The organism is Sphingomonas sp. P3_C5, from assembly GCF_056402635.1.
This window is the reverse complement of record NZ_JBFUHA010000005.1, coordinates 62,455-85,305: the sequence shown is the minus strand read 5'-3', so window position 1 is coordinate 85,305 and position 22,851 is coordinate 62,455. Positions and strand designations below refer to the sequence as shown.

Sequence of the window (22,851 nt, the reverse complement as noted above, 5' to 3'; positions counted from 1 at the left end):
ATGGCCCGGCGCCCCGCCCTAGGCCGAACCTATGGCAATCCGGGTGGCGATGATCGGCTTTGGCGAAGCGGCGATGGCCTTTGCGCCGGGTCTTTCCGCGTCGCTGGCGGCTTTCGATATCAAGCCGGACCGGCCTGCCCTGGCGAACGTGCAGTCCATGGGCTCCGGCAAGGACGCGCTCGCTGGTGCCGGTGCGGTACTTTCGCTTGTGACAGCGGATCAGGCGCTCAAGGCAGCGACTGATGCCGCCGCCTGTCTCGAGCCCGGTGCCCTGTGGTTCGATATGAACAGCGTCGCGCCCGACACCAAGATCGCGGCGAGCCGGGTGATCGAGGCTGCAGGCGGGCGCTATGTCGATGTCGCGGTGATGGCGCCGGTACACCCTGCTCTTACCGGGGTGCCGCTGCTCGTCTCGGGGCCGCATGCCGGGGAGGGCGCCGCGGTGCTGCGTGCGATCGGCTTCAGCAAGGTTAGGATCGTCGAGGGGGCGGTAGGCCGCGCTTCGTCGATCAAGATGATCCGCTCCGTGATGGTCAAGGGCATCGAGGCGCTGACCGCCGAATGCATCCTTGCCGCCGACCGCGCTGGCGTGCTGGGCGAGGTGATCGCCTCGCTCGATGCGAGCCCGTCGCCGGGCGACTGGACTGCGCGGGCCGATTATAATCTCGACCGCATGCTCGAACATGGGCTGCGCCGCGCCGCCGAGATGGAGGAAGTGGTGAAGACGCTCGATGCGCTCGGCACCGGCTCGGCGATGACGCGGGGCACGGTGGTCCGCCAGCGTGAGATTGGCGCACTCGGCGCGACATCGCCTGAGGGCCTTGCCGCGAAACTCGCATTGCTCGATCCGAACAGGAAAGCCGAAGCTGCATGATCATCGACTGTCACGGCCATTATACGACCGCGCCCGCCCCGCATAACGACTGGCGGGACGCGCAAAAGGCTGCGTTCAAGGCCGGCGAGGCGCCGCCGCCCTACCCTGTCATCTCCGACGACGAGATCCGCGAGACGCTGGAGAAGAACCAGCTCCGCCTGCTCAAGGAGCGGGGCGCGGACATGACGATCTTCAGCCCGCGCGCCTCGGCGATGGCGCATCATGTCGGCGATGAGGGCGTCTCCAGGGCCTGGGCGCGGGCGAACAATGATCTGATCAAGCGTTGCGTCGATCTCTATCCCGAGATTTTCGCCGGGGTCTGCATGCTGCCGCAATCGCCCAAGGCGGACCTCGCGGGATCGATCGAGGAGCTCGAGCGCTGCGTCTCCGAGCTTGGCTTCATCGGCTGCAACCTCAACCCCGATCCGGGCGGCGGCCATTTCACCTCGCCGCCGCTGACCGACCGCTTCTGGTATCCCTTTTACGAGAAGATGGTCGAGCTCGACGTGCCGGCGATGATCCATGTCTCCGGCTCGTGCAATCCGGGGCTGCATGCGACCGGCGCCTTCTACATCGCGGCCGACACGATTGCCTTTATGCAATTCATCGAGGGCGATCTGTTCGCCGATTTCCCGAGCCTGAGGTTCATCATACCCCATGGCGGCGGGGCGGTGCCCTATCATTGGGGGCGCTATCGCGGGCTTGCCGACATGCTGAAGAAGCCGGCGCTGGCGGGGCATGTGATGGACAATGTCTATTTCGACACCTGCGTCTATCACCAGCCGGGGATCGATCTGCTCGCCGAAGTGATCGACACCAAGAACATCCTGTTCGGCTCGGAGATGGTCGGCGCGGTGCGCGGGATCGACCCCGAGACCGGGCAATATTTCGACGACACCAAGCGCTATATCGACGCGCTGCCGATCAGCGATGCCGAGCGCCATGCGATCTTCGAGGGCAATGCGCGGCGCGTGTTCCCGCGGCTCGACGCGCAGCTGCGCGCGCGGGGGCTGTAAGTGGCGGGCAGCTTCACAATGGACGCCGACTGGCTGTGCTTCGACCCGGCACCGTCGAAACCCGCCTTCACGCCGCCGCCGGGTGCGGTCGACGCGCATTGCCATGTGTTCGGGCCAGGGGATGATTTCCCCTATGCGCCGGAGCGGAAATATACGCCGTGCGATGCGGGCAGGGACAAGCTCTACGCGTTGCGCGATTTCCTGGGCTTTTCGCGCAATGTGGTGGTGCAGGCGACGTGCCATGGCACCGACAATCGTGCGATGGTGGATGCGCTCGTCCATTCGGGCGGCAAGGCGCGCGGTGTCGCTACGGTGAAGGCTGACATCGGCGAGGACGAGTTGGCCGCGATGCACGCGGCCGGGGTGCGGGGGGTACGCTTCAACTATGTGAAGCGGCTCGTCGACCCCAAGCCCGATGCCTATTATCGCGGGATCATCGACAAGATCGCCGCCTTTGGCTGGCACATCGTCGTCTATTTCGAAGCTGCCGATCTCGCCGAGAAATGGGACTTCTTCACCTCGCTGCCGACGACCGTCGTGGTCGATCATATGGGCCGGCCCGATGTGACCAAAAGCCCCGCCGGGCCTGAATTCGCGCAGTTCCTGCGGCTGATGGAGCGGGACAATATCTGGTCGAAAGTGACGTGCCCCGAGCGGCTCTCCAGATCGGGGCCGCCGACCTATGACGATTTCGTGCCCTTTGGCCGTGCCGTGGTCGAGCGCTTCCCGGACCGGGTGCTGTGGGGCACTGACTGGCCGCACCCCAACCTCAACATGGTCGGCCATATGCCCGACGACGGCAGGCTGGTCGACATGATCCCGCGCATTGCGGTGACGGCCGAGCTGCAACGCAAGCTGCTAATCGACAATCCGATGCGGCTCTACTGGAAGGAAGAAGAATGAAGATCGCGCTCGCCGGTGCCGGTGCCTTCGGGGAAAAGCATCTCGACGGCTTGAAACTGATCGACGGCGTCGAGGTGATCTCGTTGGTCGGGCGCCGGCTCGAGCCGACCCAGGCGGTGGCGGACAAATATGGCGTTCCCCATGCCTGCACCGACCTCGCCGAGGCGCTCGAGCAGCCCGGCCTCGATGCGGTGATCCTCTGCACGCCGACCCAGATGCACGCTGCGCAGGCGATCCAGTGCATGGACGCGGGCAAGCATGTCCAGGTTGAGATCCCGCTCGCCGACAGCCTTGCCGATGCCGAGGCGGTGCTCGCCAAGTCGGTTGAGACCGGGCTGACCTGCATGGTCGGCCACACCAGGCGCTTCAACCCGAGCCATCAATATATCCATGACCGGATCGTGGCGGGCGACTTCAACATCCAGCAGATGGATGTGCAGACCTATTTCTTCCGCCGCCGCAACATGAATGCCAAGGGCGAGGCACGGAGCTGGACCGACCATCTGCTCTGGCATCATGCTGCGCATACAGTCGACCTGTTTGCGTACCAGGCAGGGCCGATCGTCAAGGCCAATGCCATCGAAGGGCCGATCCATCCCGAGCTCGGGATCGCGATGGACATGTCGATCCAGCTGAAGGCGGAAAGCGGGGCGATCTGCACGCTGTCGCTCAGCTTCAACAATGACGGACCGCTGGGGACCTTCTTCCGCTATATCGGCGACAGCGCGACCTATATCGCGCGCTATGATGATCTGTTCACCGGCAAGGAAGAACCGATCGACGTCAGCCAGGTCGCTGTCTCGATGAACGGCATCGAGCTGCAGGATCGCGAATTCATTGACGCGATCCGTAAAGGGCGCGAACCTAATAGTTCGGTCGCGCAGGTTTTGCCCTGTTACCGTGTGCTCGACGCGCTCGAGCAGCAGCTGGAGGACAGTCCATGAGCGATTTCGCGCTGCTTTTGAAGGAGTTGAGTTCCCTCGAAGCGGTGCAGGCCGAGCTGGCCGGCATTGCGACGCGAACCGATGACGCCCGCAAGCACGACATGATCCAGCTGCGCCGCAAGCTCGCCGCGCAGATCGGGCAGGTCGGCACGGTTGCCGATACGATCTTCGCGAACGCCGATGTCGCCATCAAACAGGCCTATCGCGACCATTTTTCGCGGATGCGCTCGGCCGCCGCGCTGCATCAGGCGAATTGGCCAGCAATACGGCTCGGCGAGGATATCGAGCAGTATCACGCCTCCGCCAAGGGCGTCCGACAGGCCAATAAGGAATTCATCGCTTGGACCCGCGATGCGATCGCGCAGCTCCAGAAAGGCCGGTGACCGGCGGCGCACGAATGCTTGCCTCCGCGGCCTGTTTCGGGGCAGGCGGCAACCGCTGAAACTTCCAGGTCTGGCGCTCTCTTCATGACATTCCCTACCCGTGTGATCGGCCCCCTCACTGTCTCCGCCATTGGCCTTGGCTGCATGAATCTGAGCCATGCTTATAGCGTGCCGCCATCCGAGGAGGAGGGCGCGCGCCTGCTGAACCACGCGCTCGATCTCGGCGTGTCGCTGATGGACACGGCGGCTTTGTACGGCATGGGCGCGAATGAGCGGCTGGTCGGCAAGGCGATCCTGCACCGCCGTTCCGAATTCACCCTTTCGAGCAAATGCGTGCTCGATGTGATCGACGGCAAGCGCGCGCTCGACGGATCGCCCGAGCAGATCGCGCGGACAGTGGAAGGGTCGCTCGGGCGGCTCGGCACCGACCATATCGACCTGGTCTATCTGCACCGGCTCGACCGGCGGGTCGCGATCGAGGATTCGGTCGGTGCGCTCGTCAGGCTCAAGGAGGCGGGCAAGATCGGTGCGATCGGGCTTTCCGAAATGTCCGCCGCGACGATCCGCCGCGCGCAGGCGGTGCATCCGATCGCGGCGGTGCAGAGCGAATATTCGCCGATCGTCCGCAACCCCGAGATCGCCGTGATCGATACCTGCCGCGAACTTGGCATCGGCCTCGTTGCCTTCTCGCCGGTTGCGCGCGGTATGCTGGCGGGCGGGGTGCGTGACGACAATTATGCGCCGAACGATATCAGGCTGTTCATGCCGCGCTTCGTCGGGGCCAATCTGGCGCATAATCTGGCGGCGGTCGCCCGGTTCGATGCGCTCGCCGCCGACCTGGGCTGCACCCCGGCGCAATTGTCGCTGGCCTGGGTGTTGGCGAAGGGCGACCATATCGTGCCGATCCCCGGCACCACCAGCATTGCCCATCTTGAGGAGAATATGGCCGCGGTGGCGCTGAGGCTGAGCGACGAGACCATCGCTGAGGTCGAGGCGATCTTCTCCGGCACGATCGCGGGGCCGCGCTACGCCGCGCCGATGCAGGCGCAGATCGACACCGAGACCTTTGCCGGAGAAGAGCTGGCCTAGATTTCGCCCCAGACCTCGCGCGCGACGTCGAGGACGAGGCGCATCTTGGCTGCCTGTTGCTCGACCAGGATGTCATTGCCATGGACGGTAGAGGAGAAACCGCATTGCGGGCTCAGCGCCATCTGGTCGACCGACAGGAACTTCGCCGCTTCCTCGATCCGACGCAGGATATCGTCGCGGCTTTCGAGTTCGCCGAGCTTGGTGGTGACGAGGCCGAGCACAACCGTCTTGCCTTTGGGGACGAAGCGAAGCGGCGCGAAATCGCCTGAGCGGGGATCGTCATATTCGAGGAAGAAGGCGTCGATATCCAACTCGTTGAACATGACCTCGGCGACCGGCTCATAGCCGCCCTCGGCTGCCCAGCTCGACCGGAAATTGCCGCGGCAGAGATGGACTGCGGTGACCATGTCCTCGGGTTTGTCGCGGATCGCGCTGTTGATCAGGCTGGCATAAAGGCGCGGCGCATCGTCCGGATCCATGCCGCGCTTGCGGGCATTTTCGCGCTGGGTGTCGTCACACAGATAAGCGAGGTTTGTGTCATCGAGCTGGAGATAGCGGCACCCGGCATCGGCGAGTTCAGCGACTTCCTGGCGATAGGCAGCGCCGACATCAGCGAAGAAATCGTCCATCTCGGGATATACGTCCATCGGGATGCCTTCGCGGCCGGCCCGGAAATGGAGCATGGTCGGCGAGGGGATCGTTACCTTGGGCGTCTTGCTCGTGACGGATTTCAGGAATTCGAAATCGGCCTTCTGGATCGGCTTGGCGTGGCGGACCTTGCCGTCGATCACCATCGCCGGCGGGGCGTAATCGAGCTCAGTGCCGCTGATGTGCCGGAAATTGACCTGGGTGCCGCCCTTCTCGACGACGCCATCGAGTTGCAGCAGGAAATCGGTGTGGAAATAGGTGCGGCGGAACTCACCGTCCGTGATTCCCTTCAGCCCCAGATCCTCCTGGAATTTCACGACGCCGCGGATCGCCTCGTCCTCGACCACGCGCAACGCCGCCGCGTCGATCTCGCCGCTGCGATACTGGGTGCGGGCATCGAGCACGGCCTTGGGGCGCAGGAAACTGCCGACATGATCGGCACGAAAAGGCGGTCTGGAAGACATGGAAACTCCGCTGGTGTGGGGCTGGGCGGCTCGTATGCATGACGTACGAATTCCCGACAAGGCCATGCCGGCTGCTTTACAGCAACAATACACCTGTTAGATTGCCCCAACCGGAGGGTCCTATGCTGAAGATCGAGAAGCTCACGCATGTCTATGGCAACGGTACAAAGGCGCTGGATGCGGTCGATCTGACCATCCCCGCCGGGATGTTCGGCCTGCTGGGGCCGAACGGCGCGGGCAAGTCGACGCTGATGCGCACGGTCGCCACGCTGCAGACGCCGACATCGGGCACGATCGACTTCGACGGCATCGACGTGATCGCCGAACCCGAAAAGCTCAGGCGGACGCTCGGCTATCTGCCGCAGGATTTCGGCGTCTATCCGCGCGTTTCGGCGTATGACATGCTCGACCATATGGCCGTGCTGAAGGGCATCGCCGGCAAGGGCGACCGCAAGACGACGGTCGACGGGCTGCTCAACCAGGTTAATCTCTGGGATGTCCGCAAGAAAGCGCTGGCCGGTTTCTCCGGGGGCATGCGCCAGCGCTTCGGCATTGCCCAGGCGCTGATCGGCAATCCGAGGCTGATCATCGTCGACGAGCCGACCGCCGGCCTCGACCCCGAGGAGCGCAACCGCTTCCTCAACCTGCTCGGCGAGATCGGCGACAAGGTCGTGGTGATCCTGTCGACCCATATCGTCGAGGACGTCGCCGATCTCTGCCCGCTGATGGCGGTGCTGGCCGAGGGGCGAATCCTGCTCGAGGGCGCACCGCTCGACCTGATCGCGGCGACGCGCGGAAATGTTTGGCAGAAGACGATCGACCGGAGTGCGCTTGACGCTGCGCGCGCCGAGTATCGTATCATCTCGACCCGCCTGTTCGCGGGGAGGACGATCATCCATGTCATGGCGGATGCGTCGCCCGGCGAAGGCTTCGAGCCTGTCTCGGGCGGTCTCGAGGATGTCTATTTCTCGACACTCGACACCTCCCGCCGCGCGGCCTGAGCGATGGGCATTTTTCTCGGCGTCTTTCGCTTCGAGCTTCGTTACCAGCTGCGCAACCCGGTCTTCTGGGTGGCAGTGGTGGGCTTCTTCCTGTTCGCATTCGGCCTGACCACGATCGAGCAGATCAGCGTCGGCCTTGGGCCCAGCGTCCACAGGAACGCGCCCTTTGCCATCGCGACGGATATGCAGTCAGCGATTTTGTTGTACATGTTCGTCTCCACCGCGTTCGTCGCCAATGTCATCGTGCGTGACGACGACACCGGATTCGGCCCCATTGTCAGGGCGACGCGGCTGACGCGTACCGCTTACGTCATGGGCCGGTATTGGGGAGCGTTCGCCGTCGCCGCGATCGGATTCCTCGCGGTTCCGATCGGTGTGTGGATCGGCTCACATATGTGGTGGGTCGACAGCGAGCTGATCGGGCCCAATAAATTCTCTTATTATCTAGCGCCTTATCTGTGGATCGCGCTACCCGATCTGCTGCTCACCTCGGCGCTGTTCTTCGCGCTGGCGACCGTCACGCGATCGATGATGGCGACCTATCTCGGCGTGATTGGCTTTCTGATCCTGTGGACAATCGCCACCGTCGTGCTCAACCGCAACCCAGCGCTGGAGGCGATCGGCGCTTATATCGAACCGCTCGGATTCGGCGCCTTCGGCTATGCGACCAAATATTGGACGGCGGCCGATAGCAACACCCTGCTGCCGCCGATCGACGGGATGCTGCTGTTCAACCGCGCAATGATCATCGCGATCTCCGCCATGATCCTGACAGTGGCGACCGCGACTTTCCGGTTCGGGACCAAGGCTTCCAAGGCAAGCCGGCGCGCGCTGAAGCTTCAGCAACAACAGGCCGAGGGCCCTGCTTCCGCCGGGCCAGCCGGCCCATTGCCCGCCCCGAGATTCGACCAGGCGACTGCCTGGGCTCAGCTGCGCACACGCACCGGTTTCGAAATGGCGCAGGTCTTCAAGAGCCCGGCCTTCTTTGTGCTGATGGTGCTCGGCCTCTTCCTGGCCGGCACCGGGCTGATCGACCTCGGCCAGTTGTTCGGTACGCCGGTGCTGCCGATCACCCGTGTGATCGTCACCCTGCTCGCGCAAAGTTTCACGATCATCCCGGTGATCATCGCCGTATATTATGCTGGCGAGCTCGTCTGGCGCGAACGCGACCGCAAGATCCATGAGATCATCGACGCGTCGGCGATTCCAGACTGGGCCTATGTCGTGCCCAAGGCGCTCGCGGTGACGCTGGTGCTGTTCTCAACCCTGGTGGTCAGCGTTCTCGCCGGACTGCTGACTCAAATACTTCACGGCTATACGGACTTCGAGCTCGGCAAATATCTGCTCTGGTACATCCTGCCCAACGCGATCTTCTTCACGTTGATCGCCGTGCTCGCGGTGTTCATCCAGGCGCTGAGCCCCAACAAATATGCCGGCTGGGGCCTGATGGTGTTTTATTTCATCATCATCCGGGTGACCCTGCGCAATCTCGGATTTGGCGACGCGCTGTACAATTATGGCCAGACGCCCGGGATGCCGCTGTCGGACATGAACGGCCTTGGCCGATTCTGGATCGGTTCGTGGTGGCTGCGCTTCTACTGGTCGGCCTTCGCGCTGATCCTGTTGGTGCTCGCCCATGCCTTGTGGCGGCGCGGCACCGAGACCCGGCTGGCGCCGCGGCTCAGACGATTGCCGAGCCGGCTGAGGGGAACCGCCGGGGTGATCGGCGGCATGGCGCTGACGGCCTTTGTCGCGAGCGGCATATGGATCTTCTACAACACCCACATCCTCAATCAGTACAGCACGCCGGTCAGCAACGAGCGGTTCTCGGCCGATTATGAGAAGGCGCTGTTGCCGTACGAAACGGTGCCGCAGCCGTCAGTCAAGGCGGCGCGGGTGGCGATCGATGTGCGGCCGAAAGAGCCGGGCCTCTCCGCGAAGGGCGTGCTGACCCTGATCAACAACACCCCCGCACCGATCCGCGACGTCCATATCCGCCTCGGCGACCGGATCACGAAGCTTGTCTCGCTCAGCCTGACGGGCGCTGCGCTGATCAAGAATTATCCCGACTATCAATATCGGATCTACCGGCTCGCGAGCCCGCTTGCCCCCGGTGCGACGACCGAACTCGGCTTCACTACCGAGCGGACCCAACATGGCTTTCTCAACACCGGCAACGACACCAAGGTGGTCGAGAACGGCACCTTCGTGAACAATTTCGAGATCGTGCCGTCGATCGGCATGGATCGGGGCGGGCTGCTGCAGGATCGGGTCAAGCGGCGCAAATACGGCCTGCCGCCCGAACTGCGACCTGCAAAGCTCGAGGATCTTTCCGCGACCCGCTTCAGCCAGATCCGGACCGATCTGGTGACGACCGACATCACCGTCACTACCGATGCCGACCAGATGCYGATCGCGCCGGGCTACAAGGTCAGCGACACGACCGCGAACGGGCGGCGCACCGCGCGTTTCGTGACTGACGCGCCGATCCAGAACTTCTACTCGGTCCAGTCGGCGCGTTATGTCGAGAAGCATAGGATGCACAACGGCGTTGACCTCGCCGTCTATTATGACGCGCGCCACGCCAGGAATGTCGACCGGATGCTCGCCGCCTTCGCGCACGGGCTGGATTATTATCAGCCCAATTTCGGGCCTTACCAGTTCCGCCAGGCGAGGATCATCGAATTCCCGGATTACGCGCAGTTCGCCCAGGCCTTTGCCGGGACCATGCCCTATTCGGAAGGGATCGGCTTCAACGCCGACCTCAGCGACCCCAACAAGATCGATTATGTCACCTATGTCGCGGCGCACGAGCTGGCGCATCAATATTGGGCGCATCAGGCGATCGGTGCCGACATGCAGGGCGCGACGATGCTGACCGAGACGCTGGCGCAATATTCGGCGCTGATGGCGATGGAGAAGCTTTACGGGCGCGACCAGATCCGCCGCTTCCTGAAATATGAGCTCGACCGATATCTGCGCGGTCGCGGCGGCGATGTGGTCGAGGAAATGCCGCTCTACCGGGTCGAGAACCAGGACTATATCCATTACCGCAAGGGCTCGCTGGTCATGTACCGGCTGAAGGACGCGCTGGGCGAGGCGCGGGTGAATGCGGCGCTGAAACGCTATCTCGAGCGCTATCGCCTGAAGGGCCCGCCTTATCCGCGCTCGCTCGATCTGATCGCCGAGTTCCGCAGGGGCGCTAGCGCTGAGGAGCAGGCGCTGATCACCGATCTGTTCGAGCGGATCACGCTCTATGACATCAAGACGAAGAGCGCGGCGGTGAGGAAGCTGGCGGACGGCCGCTTCGAAACGACCCTGACGGTCGAGGCGCGCAAGCTCTATGCCGACGGCAAGGGCAAGGAGACCGAGGCGAAGATGGCGGAGACGAGCGAGTTCGGCCTGTTCGCGGCAATGCCTGGACAAGGCAGCTTCAAAGCGAAGGACGTGTTGCTGCTGACCCGGCTGCCGCTGCGCAGTGGCACGCAGACCGTGAAGCTGGTGACCGCCAAGCGGCCGGCTTATGCGGGTGGCGATCCGTATAATGTGCGGATCGACCGCAATTCCGATGACAATGTTGTGGCAACGACGGAGTAAACGCGAGAGCTGGTTGCGCTGGGCACCAAGGCGCCTCCTTGCGGTAACCCGTCATGCCGGACTTGTTCCGGCATCCATGGCGCCGCAAACGCAAATGGCGGTTTGATTCGCGGCACGATGGACCCCGGAACAAGTCCGGGGTGACGATGCTTTTTAATGAAACCGGGACTTTGATACGCCTACGGCCCGCGTTCCGCACCCTCTGGACGTTTCGGGAAACGTCTCTATATACCGATCGGTATGGAACAAACACTCGCCCCAGCGCCGCCCAAGGGCAGGCCGCGCGAATTCTGTGTGGATGCGGCGCTTGCCGCCGCGCTCAGGGTGTTCTGGCGTCGCGGCTATGAAGGCGCGTCGATGACCGAACTGACCGCTGAAATGGGGATCACCAAGCCGAGCCTTTATGCTGCGTTCGGCAACAAGGAAGCCCTGTTCCACAAGGCGCTCGACCTCTACGAATGCGAGAAGCTTGCCTATATGAGCACCGCACTCGAAGCGCCCACAGCACGCGGCGTCGCCGAGCGGTTGTTGCGCGGCGCGCTCCAGATGCAGATGGATCCGGGCGATCCCAAGGGTTGCCTCGGCGTGATCGGCGCAAATGCCTGCGGGGTCGAAGCCGAATCGATCAAGGCTGAGGTGGTCAAGCGCCGGGCATCGTCCGAGGCAGCGCTGATCGCGCGTTTCGAGCGAGCGAAAAGTGAAGGCGATCTGCCGAAAACGATTGAACCCGACGCCCTTGTTCGCTATTTGTTCGCAATCATGCAGGGCCTGTCGGTTCAGGCGGGATCGGGAGCAACGTGCGTCCAGCTGGAGCAGCTCGTCGAAACCAGCCTCGCGCTGTGGCCGACACGCTAATGTAATCGGCCGCTTTTCCCGCTCGCCGGGTTGAAAGCGTCCCGAATAAAAATAAATATACCTCACGGTACAAAAGGCGGTTGACGCGCCGCAGCACAGAGTTATATACCGCTCGGTATGGAACGTACGAAAAGGGATCGACCCATGATCGTAGCGACCGGCTGAACTATCGCGACTGGCCCAGGCCTGCCGCGCCCCATCATTGCCAACCACGACAACGGGCGCCCGATCTGCGTCCCGCGCCGAACCGTCACGCCTTCAGGTGCTCCAATGCGAACCACCCGGTTTTCGCGAAGGGAATCCTGCGGCCAGAATTCAGGGAGAAAATCCATGGCCTATCTGGACATCGACAATATGTTCGCAGCCCCCGTCCGCAGCCGTGGCGTGCAGACTCAGCCGACAGGCGAGGCCGGCTTCTCGGCGCTCGAATGGAGTGTGATCGCCGTTTCGCGGCGCGATGGCATCGCGTCGCTGGATGATCCGAGCCCCATGTCGCGGGCGCTGGGCAGCCTGTTCGGCTTCGGCACCAAATCGCGCCTTGCCGATCCGCGCCTCGAGGCGCTGCGGCGAATCGCCGTTTATGCCTGGCGGCGCGGCTATGCCCTGCCCCAGGTCGAGATAGACCGGTTCGTCGAGGCCGGTTTCACCATCGATCAGGCCGAGACCCTGGTGGCGAGCGTCACCGGCGACCGGGTCGGCCTGACCCAGATCTATTCCAAGCCGAGGATCGCCGCATGAACATGATCACTCATATTGACGCCGATGAGGCGCAGCCGGTCCAAACCAGGCTTTCCGGTTTCCCGCGGACGAAGCGCGCCGCGCTCGTTCTGATTCCTCTCGCGTTGATCGCGGCGGCGGGCACCAAGCTCGCCGAGAAGTCCCCGGCCGTTGCCGCCGCCCCTCCCCCTCCGGCGGTAACGGTCGCGGCGCCTTTGGTGCGCGATGTCAGCGAGTGGGACGATTATGTCGGCCGCTTCGCGCCGAGCCGCTCGGTCGAGATCCGCCCGCGCGTCGCTGGTGAGGTGATCGGCATCCATTTTCGCGACGGCGAGGTCGTGCACAAGGGCCAGCTGCTCTTCACGATCGATCCCCGTCCTTTCAACGCAGCGCTCGCCGAGGCACGCGCCAATGCAGCGAGCGCCCGCAGCGCTTTGGCCTTGGCGCAGGCAGATCTTGGACGCGCTACACGGTTGATCGCAGATGAGGCGGTTTCCGCCGGCGAGGTGGATTCGCTTCGGGCCAAGGTGCAGGCGGCGCAGGCCGCCCTGGCAGCCGCCGATGCCCGGGTTCGAGCAAGGGCGCTTGATGTCGAGTTCACCCGGGTCCGCGCGCCGATCTCGGGCCGCATCTCGGATCGCAAGGTTGACGCGGGCAACCAGGTGGCCGGCGGCGAAGGCACCACAGGCACGGTGCTGACGACCATCAATGCGCTTGACCCGATCTACTTCACCTTTGACGGCTCCGAGGCGCTCTACCTCAAGGCGCAGCGCGCGCGTCAGCCGGGCGCGGTGCCGGCCGCTGTCGAGATCCGGCTGCAGGACGAAACCGAGCATCGCTGGAAGGGGCAGCTCGATTTCACTGACAACGGGCTCGACCAACGCTCCGGCACGATCCGTGGCCGAGCGGTGCTGCCCAACCCGGGCTATTTCCTGACCCCGGGCATGTTCGGGAATATGCGGCTGGCCAGCGCTGGCAAGGCGCAGGCCGTGCTCGTCCCCGACAGCGCGATCCAGACCGACCAGGCGCGCAAGATCGTGTTGACAGTCGATGCGCAGAACCAGGTTTCGGCCAAGCCGGTCGTGCTTGGGCCGGTGGTCGATGGGCTGCGGATCATACGCTCCGGGCTCAAGCCGACTGACCGGGTGGTGATTGCGGGGACGCAGATGGCAATGCCGGGCGCAAAGGTTGCGCCCAAGACGGGCCATATTGCTTCCAGCGCCGTACAGGCGCCGCCGCCTACGGTGTCGCTGCCGGTCGCTGGCGAGGCGACGATCGCGAACTGACCGCGCCACACCCACTCCCGTCACCCCGGACTTGTTCCGGGGTCCACCGGGCCGCGCAATCAGAGCGGTTTGCTCTCGCGGGACAGTGGATGCCGGAACAAGTCCGGCATGACGGATGGGGAAAGTGTTCGTCTTAAAGCTCCCCCGCCTTGTGGTGGGTCAACCTCTTCTTCGAGGACGAAATCCATGCGCCTTTCGCGCTTCTTCATCACGCGGCCGATCTTCGCCGTGGTGATTGCCGTCGTCATCACCCTGGTCGGGGCGATCGCTTATATGAGCCTGCCGGTGTCGCAATATCCCGACATCGTGCCGCCGACCGTGACGGTCGCCGCCAATTATCCCGGCGCGTCGGCCGAGACGGTCGCGGAGACGGTTGCCGCGCCGATCGAGCAGGAGATCAACGGCGTCGACAACATGCTCTACCAGTCGTCGCAATCGACCGGGGATGGCAAGCTCGTCATCACCGTCACCTTCAAGCAGGGCACTGATCTGGATGCGGCGCAGGTGCTGGTTCAGAACCGGGTCGCCATCGCGGTGCCGCGGCTGCCCGAAGAGGTGCAGCGCCTCGGTGTCGTCACGCGGAAAACCTCGCCTGACTTCCTGATGGTCGTGAATCTGATCTCGCCCGACAACAGTCTCGATCGGGGCTATGTCTCGAACTACGCGCTGACCCAGGTCCGCGACCGGCTGAGCCGGATCGACGGCGTTGGCGATGTGCAGCTGTTCGGATCGCGCGACTATGCGATGCGGGTGTGGATCGATCCCGGCCGTGCCGCCGCACTCGACCTGACTGCTGGCGAGATCGTCGCTGCGCTCAAGGCGCAGAATGTGCAGGTCGCGGCGGGTACGCTCGGCCAGCCGCCTTATTCGTCGGGCAATGCTTTCCAGCTCAATGTGGAGACTCAGGGCCGGCTGACCGACCCCAAGCAGTTCGCCGATGTGGTGATCCGGACCGACCCCGATGGCCGTCAGGTCAAGGTGTCGGACGTCGCCCGGGTCGAACTTGGTGCGCAGGATTATGGCACCAACACCTATATCAGCGGCCAGCCGACCGTGATCCTCGCTGTGTTCCAGCGCCCCGGCTCGAATGCGCTCGCCGCCGCCAATGCCGTGTCCGCCGAGATGAAGGCGATGTCGGCGCACTTCCCCAAGGGCCTCGAATATCGGGTGATCTATAACCCGACCGAGTTCATCGCCCAGTCGATCGACGCAGTGAAGCACACCCTGCTCGAGGCGATGATCCTCGTGGTGCTCGTCATCCTCGTCTTCCTGCAGAAATGGCGGGCGGCAATCATCCCGGTGGTCGCGATCCCGGTCTCGCTGATCGGCACTTTCGCGGTGCTTGCTGCCTTTGGCTATTCGCTCAACAACCTGTCTTTGTTCGGGCTGGTGCTGGCGATCGGCGTGGTGGTCGATGACGCGATCGTCGTGGTCGAGAATGTCGAGCGCAACCTCGAACGGGGGCTGTCCCCCTTGCAGGCGGCCAAGACCTCGATGGACGAGGTGTCGGGCGCGCTGGTCGCGATCGTGCTGGTGCTTTGCGCCGTGTTCGTGCCGACGGTGTTCCTGTCGGGCCTGTCGGGCGCCTTCTACCGCCAGTTCGCGGTGACGATCTCGACCGCGACGGTGATCTCGCTCGTGCTCTCGCTGACCCATTCGCCTGCGCTCGCCGCTTTGCTGCTGCGCCCGCATCAGGACGTGTCGACGGGCAATCGCTTCCAGCGCTTCATCCGGCGTGCCGGCGACCGCTTCAATGCGGGCTTTGAGCGGCTGAGCCTTGGCTATGCGGCGCTCACCCGCCGGCTGGTCGGGGCGCCGCGGCGGATGATGTTCGTCTATGCCGGCCTGATCGCGCTCACCGCTGGTGTGTTCGCCTGGACTCCGTCCGGCTTCGTGCCGGCGCAGGACCAGGGTTACTTCCTGACCGTGATCCAGCTGCCGCCGGGTTCCTCGATCGAGCGCACCGATGCGACGATGCGCAAGGTCGCAGCGCGCATCCTGCCGCTCGCGGGCGTCAAGGGCGCGGTGATGCTTGCCGGCTTTGACGGGCCATCGCAAACGCTCGCGCCCAATTCCGCGGCTGCCTATATCCCGCTGAAGAGCTTCGAGGAGCGCGAGAAGCTCGGCGTGACGCTTGCCAGCATCATGGGCGAGGCGCGCAAAGTGACGGCGGACATAGACGAGGCACGGCTGATGATCGTGCCACCGCCGCTGATCCAGGGCATCGGTTCCGCCGGCGGCTACCGGATGATGGTGCAGGACCCGCAGGCGCGCGGTTACGACGCCCTGGGCAAGGCGAGCTTCGGGCTGATCGGCCAGGCCAATCAGACCAAGGGGCTGCAGCAGATCTACACCTTCTTCGACACGACCACGCCGCGCGTGTTCACCGATGTCGACCGCACCAAGGCGAACATGCTCGGCGTGCCGCCGGAGCGGGTGTTCGAGGCGCTGCAGGTCTATCTCGGATCGGCCTTCGTCAACGACTTCAACCTGCTCGGGCGGACCTATCATGTCACCGCCCAGGCGGATGCCCCGTTCCGGAACACCACTGCGGATATCGCCAATCTGAAGACGCGGTCTAACTCGGGGCAGATGGTGCCGATCGGATCGGTTGCGACCTTCCAGGACAAGACCGGGCCGTATCGGGTCGTCCGCTACAATCTCGCCCCCGCGGTCGAGGTGGACGGCGATACGGCGCCGGGATTTTCCTCGGGCCAGTCGCTGGTGACGATGGAGAAGCTCGCCGATAAGGTGCTGCCGGCCGGTTATACCCATGAATGGACCGGCATCGCCTATCAGCAGAAGCTGGCGGGGAGCACGGCGGGCATCGTCTTCCTGATGGCGGTGGTGTTCGTCTTCCTGGTGCTGGCGGCGCAATATGAGAGCGTCACCCTGCCGCTGGCGATCATCCTGATCGTGCCGATGTGCTTGCTGGCGGCGATGACCGGCGTGAACCTGCGCGGCATGGACAACAACGTCCTGACTCAGATCGGGTTGGTCGTGCTGATTGCGCTGGCCGCGAAGAACGCGATCCTGGTGGTCGAGTTCGCCAAGCAGGCCGAGGAGCAGGACGGGCTGTCGCCGGTCGAGGCGGCGGTGCGCGCCGCGCAGACCCGGTTGCGGCCGATCCTGATGACGAGCTTCGCCTTCATCCTCGGCACCGTGCCGCTGGTGCTGGCGACCGGCGCGGGCTCCGAGCTCCGCCAGGCGCTGGGGACGGCGGTGTTCTTCGGAATGATCGGGGTCACTGCGTTCGGCCTGCTCTTCACGCCGACCTTCTATGTCGTGTGCCGGGCGCTAGCGCTGAGGCTCGCAAGCCTCCGCCGTCGCCGCCCGGCAGCCCATGACGCCAGCCTTCAGCCCGCCGAATAAGGAGCGGAACCATGAAACGCGTATTGCTTGCCTCACTCTCGGCGCTTGCCTTGTCGGCCTGTGCCGCCGGGCCCGACTTCAAGGCGCCGATCGCGCCGCCCAAGGCGACGGGTGCGTTTATCGGGAGCACCAACCCCGCGGTTTCGACTGCCGCTGCGGACAACAATTGGTGGCGGCTCTATAACGACCCGGTGCTCGATCAGCTGGTGGCGGATGCGCTTGCCGCCAATACCGATATCCGGGTTGCAGTCGCGCGGCTCGACAAGGCTCGGGCGAGCTTGCGCGAGACTCGGTCCGACCGGCTGCCCCAGGCGAATGTCGGTGCGACCGGTGGCTATGGCCGCTCGGCCGACGTGCAGCGTTTGCCGGGCACGCCGGCTGAGGGGGCGTCTTATGATGTCGGTCTCAATGTTTCGTACGAGGTCGATCTGGCAGGGCGCGTCCGGCGCAGCATTGAGGCTGCGCGTGGCGATGTGCGGGCGGCGGACGCCGATGCGGACGCGGTGCGCGTGTCGGTCGTCGCCGCGACCACGCGCGCTTATGTCGATGCGGCGTCTTCTGCCGAGCGGCTCGAAGTGGCGAAGCGGATCGTCGATCTGCTCGACAAATCGGCGATCCTGACCGGCAAGCGGGCCGATGCCGGGCGGGCCGAGAAGCTCGATCTTGTCCGCATCACCACCTTGCGCGATCAGCGCGCCGCGCTTGTTCCGCAGATCGAGGCGGAGCGGCAAGCGGCCTTGTTCCGGCTGGCGACGCTGACCGGCCGCACCCCGCAGGACCTGCCTCCGATTGCGGCCGAGCGTTTCACCACGCCGACGCTCGACCAGCCGATCCCGGTGGGGGACGGAGCCGGACTGCTCGCGAGGCGCCCCGATGTCCGGGCCGCCGAACAGAGGCTGGCGGCGGCTACTGCGCGGATCGGCGTGGCGACGGCCGATCTCTATCCGCATATCTCGCTGGGCGGATCGGTCGGCGCGAGCAGTGCTTCATTGAGCGACCTGTTCACCGGCGGCGCATTGCGCTGGCTAGTCGGGCCGCTGATCAGCTGGTCGCTGAACCAGGACGCGGTGCGTGCGCGGATCGCCGGGAGCCAAGCGGACAGCCGCGCTGCGCTCGCGCAGTTCGACGGGACGGTGCTCGGCGCACTGGAAGAGACCGAGACTGCGCTCTCGACCTATCAGCAGGAGCTGCGGCGGCATGCGGCTTTGGTGTCGGCGCGGGACGGTGCCGCCGCGGCGGCGCGCATTACGCGGGCGCGGCAGCGCGAGGGGCAGATCGACTTCCTCGAAGTGCTCGATGCCGAGCGGACTTTTGCCGATACGGATGCCGATTTGGCTGCATCGAACGCGCGGATTGCGGGGGCTCAGGTCGATCTTTTCCGCTCGCTTGGTGGCGGATGGGGCAAGGCGGATGTAAAGGTGGCGAGCCGATGAGCTTGTTCAGGCCAGCTCAGGCCAATCGCATGCCTCAGTGATCGCGGCGTAGATCGCATCCAGATCACCGTCGCTGATGCAGTAGGGCGGCATGACATAGATGGTATTGCCAAGTGGCCTGAGCAGTAGGTTGCGGTCGCGGAAGAAGGCCAGCAGCTTCGGGCCGAGCTGGGAGAGATAGCTGCCCTCGGCTCCGCCCAACTCCAGTGCGGCGATGGTGCCGATCGACCGCGCGTTGCTGATTGCGGGAAGCTCGGCGAGCGTGGCGAGCCGCTCGTGCTGGCGGGCGCCCAGATCGGCGATCCGCGCCAGAACCGGCTCTTCCCGCCAGATGGCGAGATTGGCGTTGGCGGCGGCGCAGGCGATCGGGTTGGCGGTGTAGCTCGAGGAGTGGAAGAACATCCGCGCGCGGTCTTGCGACAGGTGCGCTGCGTAGATCGCTTCCGTCGCGAGGGTGACGGCGAGTGGCACCGCGCCGCCGGTCAGGCCCTTGGACAGGCAGAGGATATCGGGCACGACATCGGCCTGCTCGCAGGCGAGCAGGGTTCCGGTGCGGCCCCAGCCGGTCATCACCTCGTCAGCGATGAACAGCACCTCGTGGCGCGCGCAGATGGCGCGCATCTCGGCGAGGATCGCGGCGGGGTAGATCAGCATGCCGCCGGCGCCGAGGATCAGCGGTTCGACGATGAAGGCCGCGGGCTTGGCGCGACAGGCCGCTTCCAGCGCATCAAGCGTGGCTTGCTCCTGCCCAGCGGCGGGGAATGGCACAGTGCCGACGTCGAACAGCAAAGGCGCATAAGCCTGGTTGAAGACGCCGCGCGCGCCGACCGACATCGCGCCGATCGTGTCGCCATGATAGCTGTGCTGCATCACCAGGATGCGGCCGCGTGGTTCGCCGCGATTGGCCCAATAGCCGAGCGCCATCTTGAGGGCGACCTCGACGCTGGTTGAACCCGAATCCGAGAAGAAGACGCGGGTCAGGGCCGGGGGCATGATCTCCACGAGACCGCGCGCGAGCGTCTCGGCGGGTTCGTGAGTCCAGCCGGCAAAGATGATCTGGTCGAGCTGTGCCGTCTGAGCCGCGACCGCGGCCATGATCCGGGGATGGCAATGGCCGTGCGTCGTGACCCACCAGGAGGAGATAGCGTCGACGACCCGACGGCCATCGGCCGTGTAGAGCGCAGCGCCCTCGGCATGGGTGACGAGCGGGATCGGCTCGGCGAGACCATGCTGGGTGAAGGGGTGCCAGACGGGGGATTCTTTCACCGGAAATCCTCCACGTCGAAATTCTCGAGGAAGGCGGCGCGGAGCGTTCCGGCATTGAGCGCCGCGAGGCGCGGGAGGCGTCCAAGCCTTCGTACGCCACCGATCTGCGCGATGGTCGCTTCGCTGTCCTCGACCGCCTCGCCGACGAACGCGATGCCGAGGATCGGCACGCCGCGCGAGCGCAAGGCTTCGATCGACAAGAGACTGTGGTTGATCGTGCCGAGGCCGGTCCGCGCGACGAGCACCACTGCTTGCCCCCAGCGCGCGAACAGATCGGCGAAGAGGATATCGCGCGTGACGGGCACGAGGACGCCCCCTGCTCCTTCGACGATCAACGGGCCATGGATGGCCGGAAGCATGAGCCGGTCGATCTCGATATCGACGCCATCGATCTCGGCGGCGCGGTGCGGCGAGCAGGGAGTTTGCAGACGGTATGCCTCAGGGAAGATTCGCGCTGGCGGCAGGCCACCGAGCGTCGCCACTGAGAGGGCATCGCCGCCACCCTCCATCCCGGCCTGAACCGGCTTCCAATAGGATGCATCGAGCGCTCCGGCGAGCGCGGCCGCGAATACGGTCTTGCCGATATCGGTGTCCGTGCCGGTGACGATGATCGTCCGGCCGCTCATCCGAGCGCTGCCTCGACCGCGGCGCCGAGTGCCTCAATCTGCGCCAGGGTGACGTTGAGCGTGATCGATATGCGCAGCCGCGAGGTCCCCGCCGGCACCGTCGGTGGCCTGATGCCGCGCACATCGAAGCCGGCTGCCTGCACCGCCGCCGCGACCCGCATCGTCAGTGCGTCGTCGCCGAGGACCAGTGGCAGGATCTGCGAGCCGCTCGGCACGACGCCGCATGGCGCCAAGGCCCGTTCGGCAGCCGCGACCAGCGCCCAAAGATGCTCGCGCCGTTCGGGCTCATCGACGATGATGCGCAGGCTTTCGCGCACCGCGCTCGCCATCAGGGGCGAGGGCGCGGTCGAGAAGATGAAGCCGCGGCCGCGATTGATCAGGAAATCGCGGACCACCATCGGCCCGCACAGCAGCGCGCCCTCACACCCCAGCGCCTTGCCGCATGTGCGCAAGGTGATGACATTCTCCCGGCCTTCGAGATGACCGGCGAGGCCGCGCCCGTCGGCGCCGAACACGCCGGTCGCGTGGGCTTCGTCGATCAGGAGGAAAGCCTCATGGCGCGCTGCTATGCCCGCAAGGGCATCGAGCGGCGCGCAGTCGCCATCCATGCTGTACAGGCTTTCGACCGCTATCCAGGGCCGCCCGGTTCCGCCGCCATGACGCCAGCTTATGATCGCGTCATTGAAGGCGTGCGGATCATTATGGGTTACCGCCACGCAGGCAGCGCGACCGAGCTTCATCCCCTCATGCGCGCTGGCATGGATCAGGGCGTCATGGACGATCAGGTCGCCGCGTTGCGGCAGCGAGGCGAACAGGGCGGCGTTGGCGGCAAAGCCGCTCGAAAAGAACAAAGCGGACTCTGCCCCGAAAAAGCGGGCCGCCTCATCCTCGAGCGCTTCATGCTCCTCGGCATTGCCGCGCAACAGCCGGGACCCGCCCGAGCCGACGGGCACGCCGCGCGCGATCGCCTGCATGATTGCTTTGGCGAGGCGCGGTGCGGATGCCAGCGCGAGATAGTCGTTCGACGAGAAGTCCACCCCGCTCCTGGGCGTCAGCGCGCGCAGGCGATCCCGTGCGGCGAGCCCGGCAAGATGAGCGTGATGGACTTCGAGCATCGACATGCCGCAGTCCGTTAGCGTGCCTATGCGGTTTTGACGATCACCAGTCGTGATAGGTCGCGAGATAGGCAGGCAATGCCGAGCGGGTTTCAGTCAGGTGCCGGGGGTGAGATCCTGTTTGTGCGAATTCCATTCGCGCACGGCTTCTTCGATCTCCTCGGGCGTCACTTCCCGCGTTTCGCTCCTGATACTGAAGGAGGCGCGCAGCTCGGGATCGAAGGCGAGATAGCCGGCTGCCATGACGATGAAAGGCCCCCGCGCGATGACTGTCTCCCAGGAGCGCCGCCCCGGATGCGTGGTATCCCCCATCTTGCGATACAGCATCGCTGGTTCGTTCATCGTGATTCGAGGCACAACGCCACACCGCCCGACCTTTCCGCCCAAGACAGAGTTCTGGTCGACTGCCAAACAACTCATGTCGTAGTTCGTTCCGCTATATTGGGCAGTTAAGACGTGCATCGACGAGTCATTCCTCCGAGCCAAACCAACTGAAAAGCTTCATCCGTCAGCGACGCAATGTGGGCACCCATTTCGCCAACAGATCGAACGAGAGCGGAACATCGAACTTGATGCCCGCATGATGCTGATCCTGCCAGCGGACCACGCCCGCGATCGGCGGCAGGCCGTTTGCCATGAGGATCAGCTTCTGCCCCAGCTCGCCGGGCTCGGGCGGGCTGATGCTCGCACCACCCTGGGAGATGTTGCACAAGGTGACGAACCGGTACTGCGTCCCCACCCTGATCCGGGCACGCACGTCTATCCCGACGCGCGGCGCACGTTGCGGGACCGGCGCGTGAACCTCGCCGGAGAGAATGCTGACGGGATCCACATGCTCATCGAAGCCGATCCCGGCCACGCCCTCGCGGCGCCACAGGATCTTGCCGGAAATTCGGTGGCCGGAGCTGATCTCGGCATGGACGGGATCGCCGACCTCGAGCTCGGAATAGATGTGCGCCATCATGCCACCGGCCGAGATATTGCGGACGAGGCAGAATTCTTCGCTGTGCGGCGTGCTCAATTTGGCCACGCGCAGAACGGTGACATGGCGCTGTTGATTGCGGCGATCGCCCTTTGCCAGAGGGGTGCCGAAAAGCGGTTCAGTCGTTAGCTCATTGTCTTGAAACGAATCGAGCATGCGGGTGCCTCCAGCGAGCGACCACTTCGGTGTCCGCGCTGCCCGCCAGGCCAGCCACCGCCCTCCCCCTACTTCAATTCAAAGCCCACCCGAGGTTCATCATTGCCCTGATGTGCTTAGAATT

19 protein-coding genes are annotated in these 22,851 nt (G+C 64.6%); 13 read left to right on the top strand and 6 right to left on the bottom strand.

The window, feature by feature from the left end; translation table 11 throughout:
- Positions 1-31: 31 nt before the first annotated feature.
- From AC1DVS_RS13785 to AC1DVS_RS13760, 6 genes are all read left to right on the top strand, one after another.
- The gene (locus AC1DVS_RS13785; protein ID WP_478023897.1) at positions 32-874 is read left to right on the top strand and encodes an NAD(P)-dependent oxidoreductase; all 843 of its coding nucleotides are present in this window, start codon (positions 32-34) and stop codon (positions 872-874) included.
- On the top strand, positions 871-1,890 hold the full coding sequence (locus tag AC1DVS_RS13780) for an amidohydrolase family protein (protein ID WP_478023895.1): 1,020 nt from the start codon (positions 871-873) through the stop codon (positions 1,888-1,890). The genes AC1DVS_RS13785 and AC1DVS_RS13780 overlap by 4 nt, the downstream gene beginning before the upstream one ends.
- A gap of 18 nt (positions 1,891-1,908) precedes the next feature.
- The gene (locus tag AC1DVS_RS13775; RefSeq protein WP_478024441.1) at positions 1,909-2,793 is read left to right on the top strand and encodes an amidohydrolase family protein; all 885 of its coding nucleotides are present in this window, start codon (positions 1,909-1,911) and stop codon (positions 2,791-2,793) included.
- Entirely contained in the window at positions 2,790-3,737 is a 948-nt protein-coding gene (locus tag AC1DVS_RS13770) for a Gfo/Idh/MocA family oxidoreductase (protein ID WP_478023893.1), read from the top strand. Before AC1DVS_RS13775 ends, AC1DVS_RS13770 begins: the two co-directional genes overlap by 4 nt.
- On the top strand, positions 3,734-4,120 hold the full coding sequence (locus tag AC1DVS_RS13765) for a hypothetical protein (RefSeq protein ID WP_478023891.1): 387 nt from the start codon (positions 3,734-3,736) through the stop codon (positions 4,118-4,120). Before AC1DVS_RS13770 ends, AC1DVS_RS13765 begins: the two co-directional genes overlap by 4 nt.
- An 84-nt stretch (positions 4,121-4,204) precedes the next feature.
- Positions 4,205-5,209 carry an aldo/keto reductase gene (locus AC1DVS_RS13760; protein ID WP_478023889.1) on the top strand — a complete coding sequence of 335 codons (1,005 nt, stop codon included), beginning with the start codon at positions 4,205-4,207 and terminating at the stop codon, positions 5,207-5,209.
- Here AC1DVS_RS13760 and AC1DVS_RS13755 read toward each other — a convergent pair.
- Positions 5,206-6,321 carry a 5-methyltetrahydropteroyltriglutamate--homocysteine S-methyltransferase gene (locus tag AC1DVS_RS13755; RefSeq protein WP_478023887.1) on the bottom strand — a complete coding sequence of 372 codons (1,116 nt, stop codon included), beginning with the start codon at positions 6,319-6,321 and terminating at the stop codon, positions 5,206-5,208. The two genes, AC1DVS_RS13760 and AC1DVS_RS13755, sit on opposite strands and share 4 nt — an antisense overlap.
- A 122-nt stretch (positions 6,322-6,443) precedes the next feature.
- Here AC1DVS_RS13755 and AC1DVS_RS13750 point away from each other — a divergent pair, with 122 nt between their 5' ends.
- From AC1DVS_RS13750 to AC1DVS_RS13720, 7 genes are all read left to right on the top strand, one after another.
- On the top strand, positions 6,444-7,322 hold the full coding sequence (locus AC1DVS_RS13750; protein ID WP_478023885.1) for an ABC transporter ATP-binding protein: 879 nt from the start codon (positions 6,444-6,446) through the stop codon (positions 7,320-7,322).
- Between the two features lie 3 nt (positions 7,323-7,325).
- The gene (locus tag AC1DVS_RS13745) at positions 7,326-10,919 is read left to right on the top strand and encodes an ABC transporter permease/M1 family aminopeptidase (protein ID WP_478023883.1); all 3,594 of its coding nucleotides are present in this window, start codon (positions 7,326-7,328) and stop codon (positions 10,917-10,919) included.
- Positions 10,920-11,159: 240 nt separating this feature from the next.
- Entirely contained in the window at positions 11,160-11,774 is a 615-nt protein-coding gene (locus AC1DVS_RS13740) for a TetR/AcrR family transcriptional regulator (protein ID WP_478023881.1), read from the top strand.
- Positions 11,775-12,104: 330 nt separating this feature from the next.
- Positions 12,105-12,512 (top strand): hypothetical protein, encoded by a 408-nt coding sequence (locus tag AC1DVS_RS13735; RefSeq protein ID WP_478023879.1) that lies wholly within the window; start codon positions 12,105-12,107, stop codon positions 12,510-12,512.
- The gene (locus tag AC1DVS_RS13730; RefSeq protein WP_478023877.1) at positions 12,509-13,777 is read left to right on the top strand and encodes an efflux RND transporter periplasmic adaptor subunit; all 1,269 of its coding nucleotides are present in this window, start codon (positions 12,509-12,511) and stop codon (positions 13,775-13,777) included. The genes AC1DVS_RS13735 and AC1DVS_RS13730 overlap by 4 nt, the downstream gene beginning before the upstream one ends.
- A 186-nt stretch (positions 13,778-13,963) precedes the next feature.
- The gene (locus AC1DVS_RS13725) at positions 13,964-17,149 is read left to right on the top strand and encodes an efflux RND transporter permease subunit (RefSeq protein WP_478023875.1); all 3,186 of its coding nucleotides are present in this window, start codon (positions 13,964-13,966) and stop codon (positions 17,147-17,149) included.
- A gap of 11 nt (positions 17,150-17,160) precedes the next feature.
- A complete protein-coding gene (locus tag AC1DVS_RS13720; RefSeq protein WP_478023873.1) occupies positions 17,161-18,582 on the top strand; it encodes an efflux transporter outer membrane subunit in 1,422 nt (473 codons plus the stop codon).
- A 6-nt stretch (positions 18,583-18,588) separates the two neighbouring features.
- Here the strand turns inward: AC1DVS_RS13720 and AC1DVS_RS13715 are convergent, their stop codons facing one another.
- The 5 genes from AC1DVS_RS13715 to AC1DVS_RS13695 all read right to left on the bottom strand — a co-directional run bounded on the left by AC1DVS_RS13715 (position 18,589) and on the right by AC1DVS_RS13695 (position 22,727).
- Entirely contained in the window at positions 18,589-19,848 is a 1,260-nt protein-coding gene (locus tag AC1DVS_RS13715; RefSeq protein ID WP_478023871.1) for an adenosylmethionine--8-amino-7-oxononanoate transaminase, read from the bottom strand.
- Positions 19,845-20,474 carry a dethiobiotin synthase gene (gene bioD, locus AC1DVS_RS13710; protein ID WP_478023869.1) on the bottom strand — a complete coding sequence of 210 codons (630 nt, stop codon included), beginning with the start codon at positions 20,472-20,474 and terminating at the stop codon, positions 19,845-19,847. The genes AC1DVS_RS13715 and bioD overlap by 4 nt, the downstream gene beginning before the upstream one ends.
- Entirely contained in the window at positions 20,471-21,595 is a 1,125-nt protein-coding gene (locus tag AC1DVS_RS13705; RefSeq protein ID WP_478023867.1) for an 8-amino-7-oxononanoate synthase, read from the bottom strand. Before AC1DVS_RS13705 ends, bioD begins: the two co-directional genes overlap by 4 nt.
- Before the next feature lie 90 nt (positions 21,596-21,685).
- Entirely contained in the window at positions 21,686-21,931 is a 246-nt protein-coding gene (locus tag AC1DVS_RS13700; RefSeq protein ID WP_478023865.1) for a hypothetical protein, read from the bottom strand.
- 166 nt (positions 21,932-22,097) lie between these two features.
- A complete protein-coding gene (locus tag AC1DVS_RS13695; protein WP_478023863.1) occupies positions 22,098-22,727 on the bottom strand; it encodes a PilZ domain-containing protein in 630 nt (209 codons plus the stop codon).
- Positions 22,728-22,851: the final 124 nt, after the last annotated feature.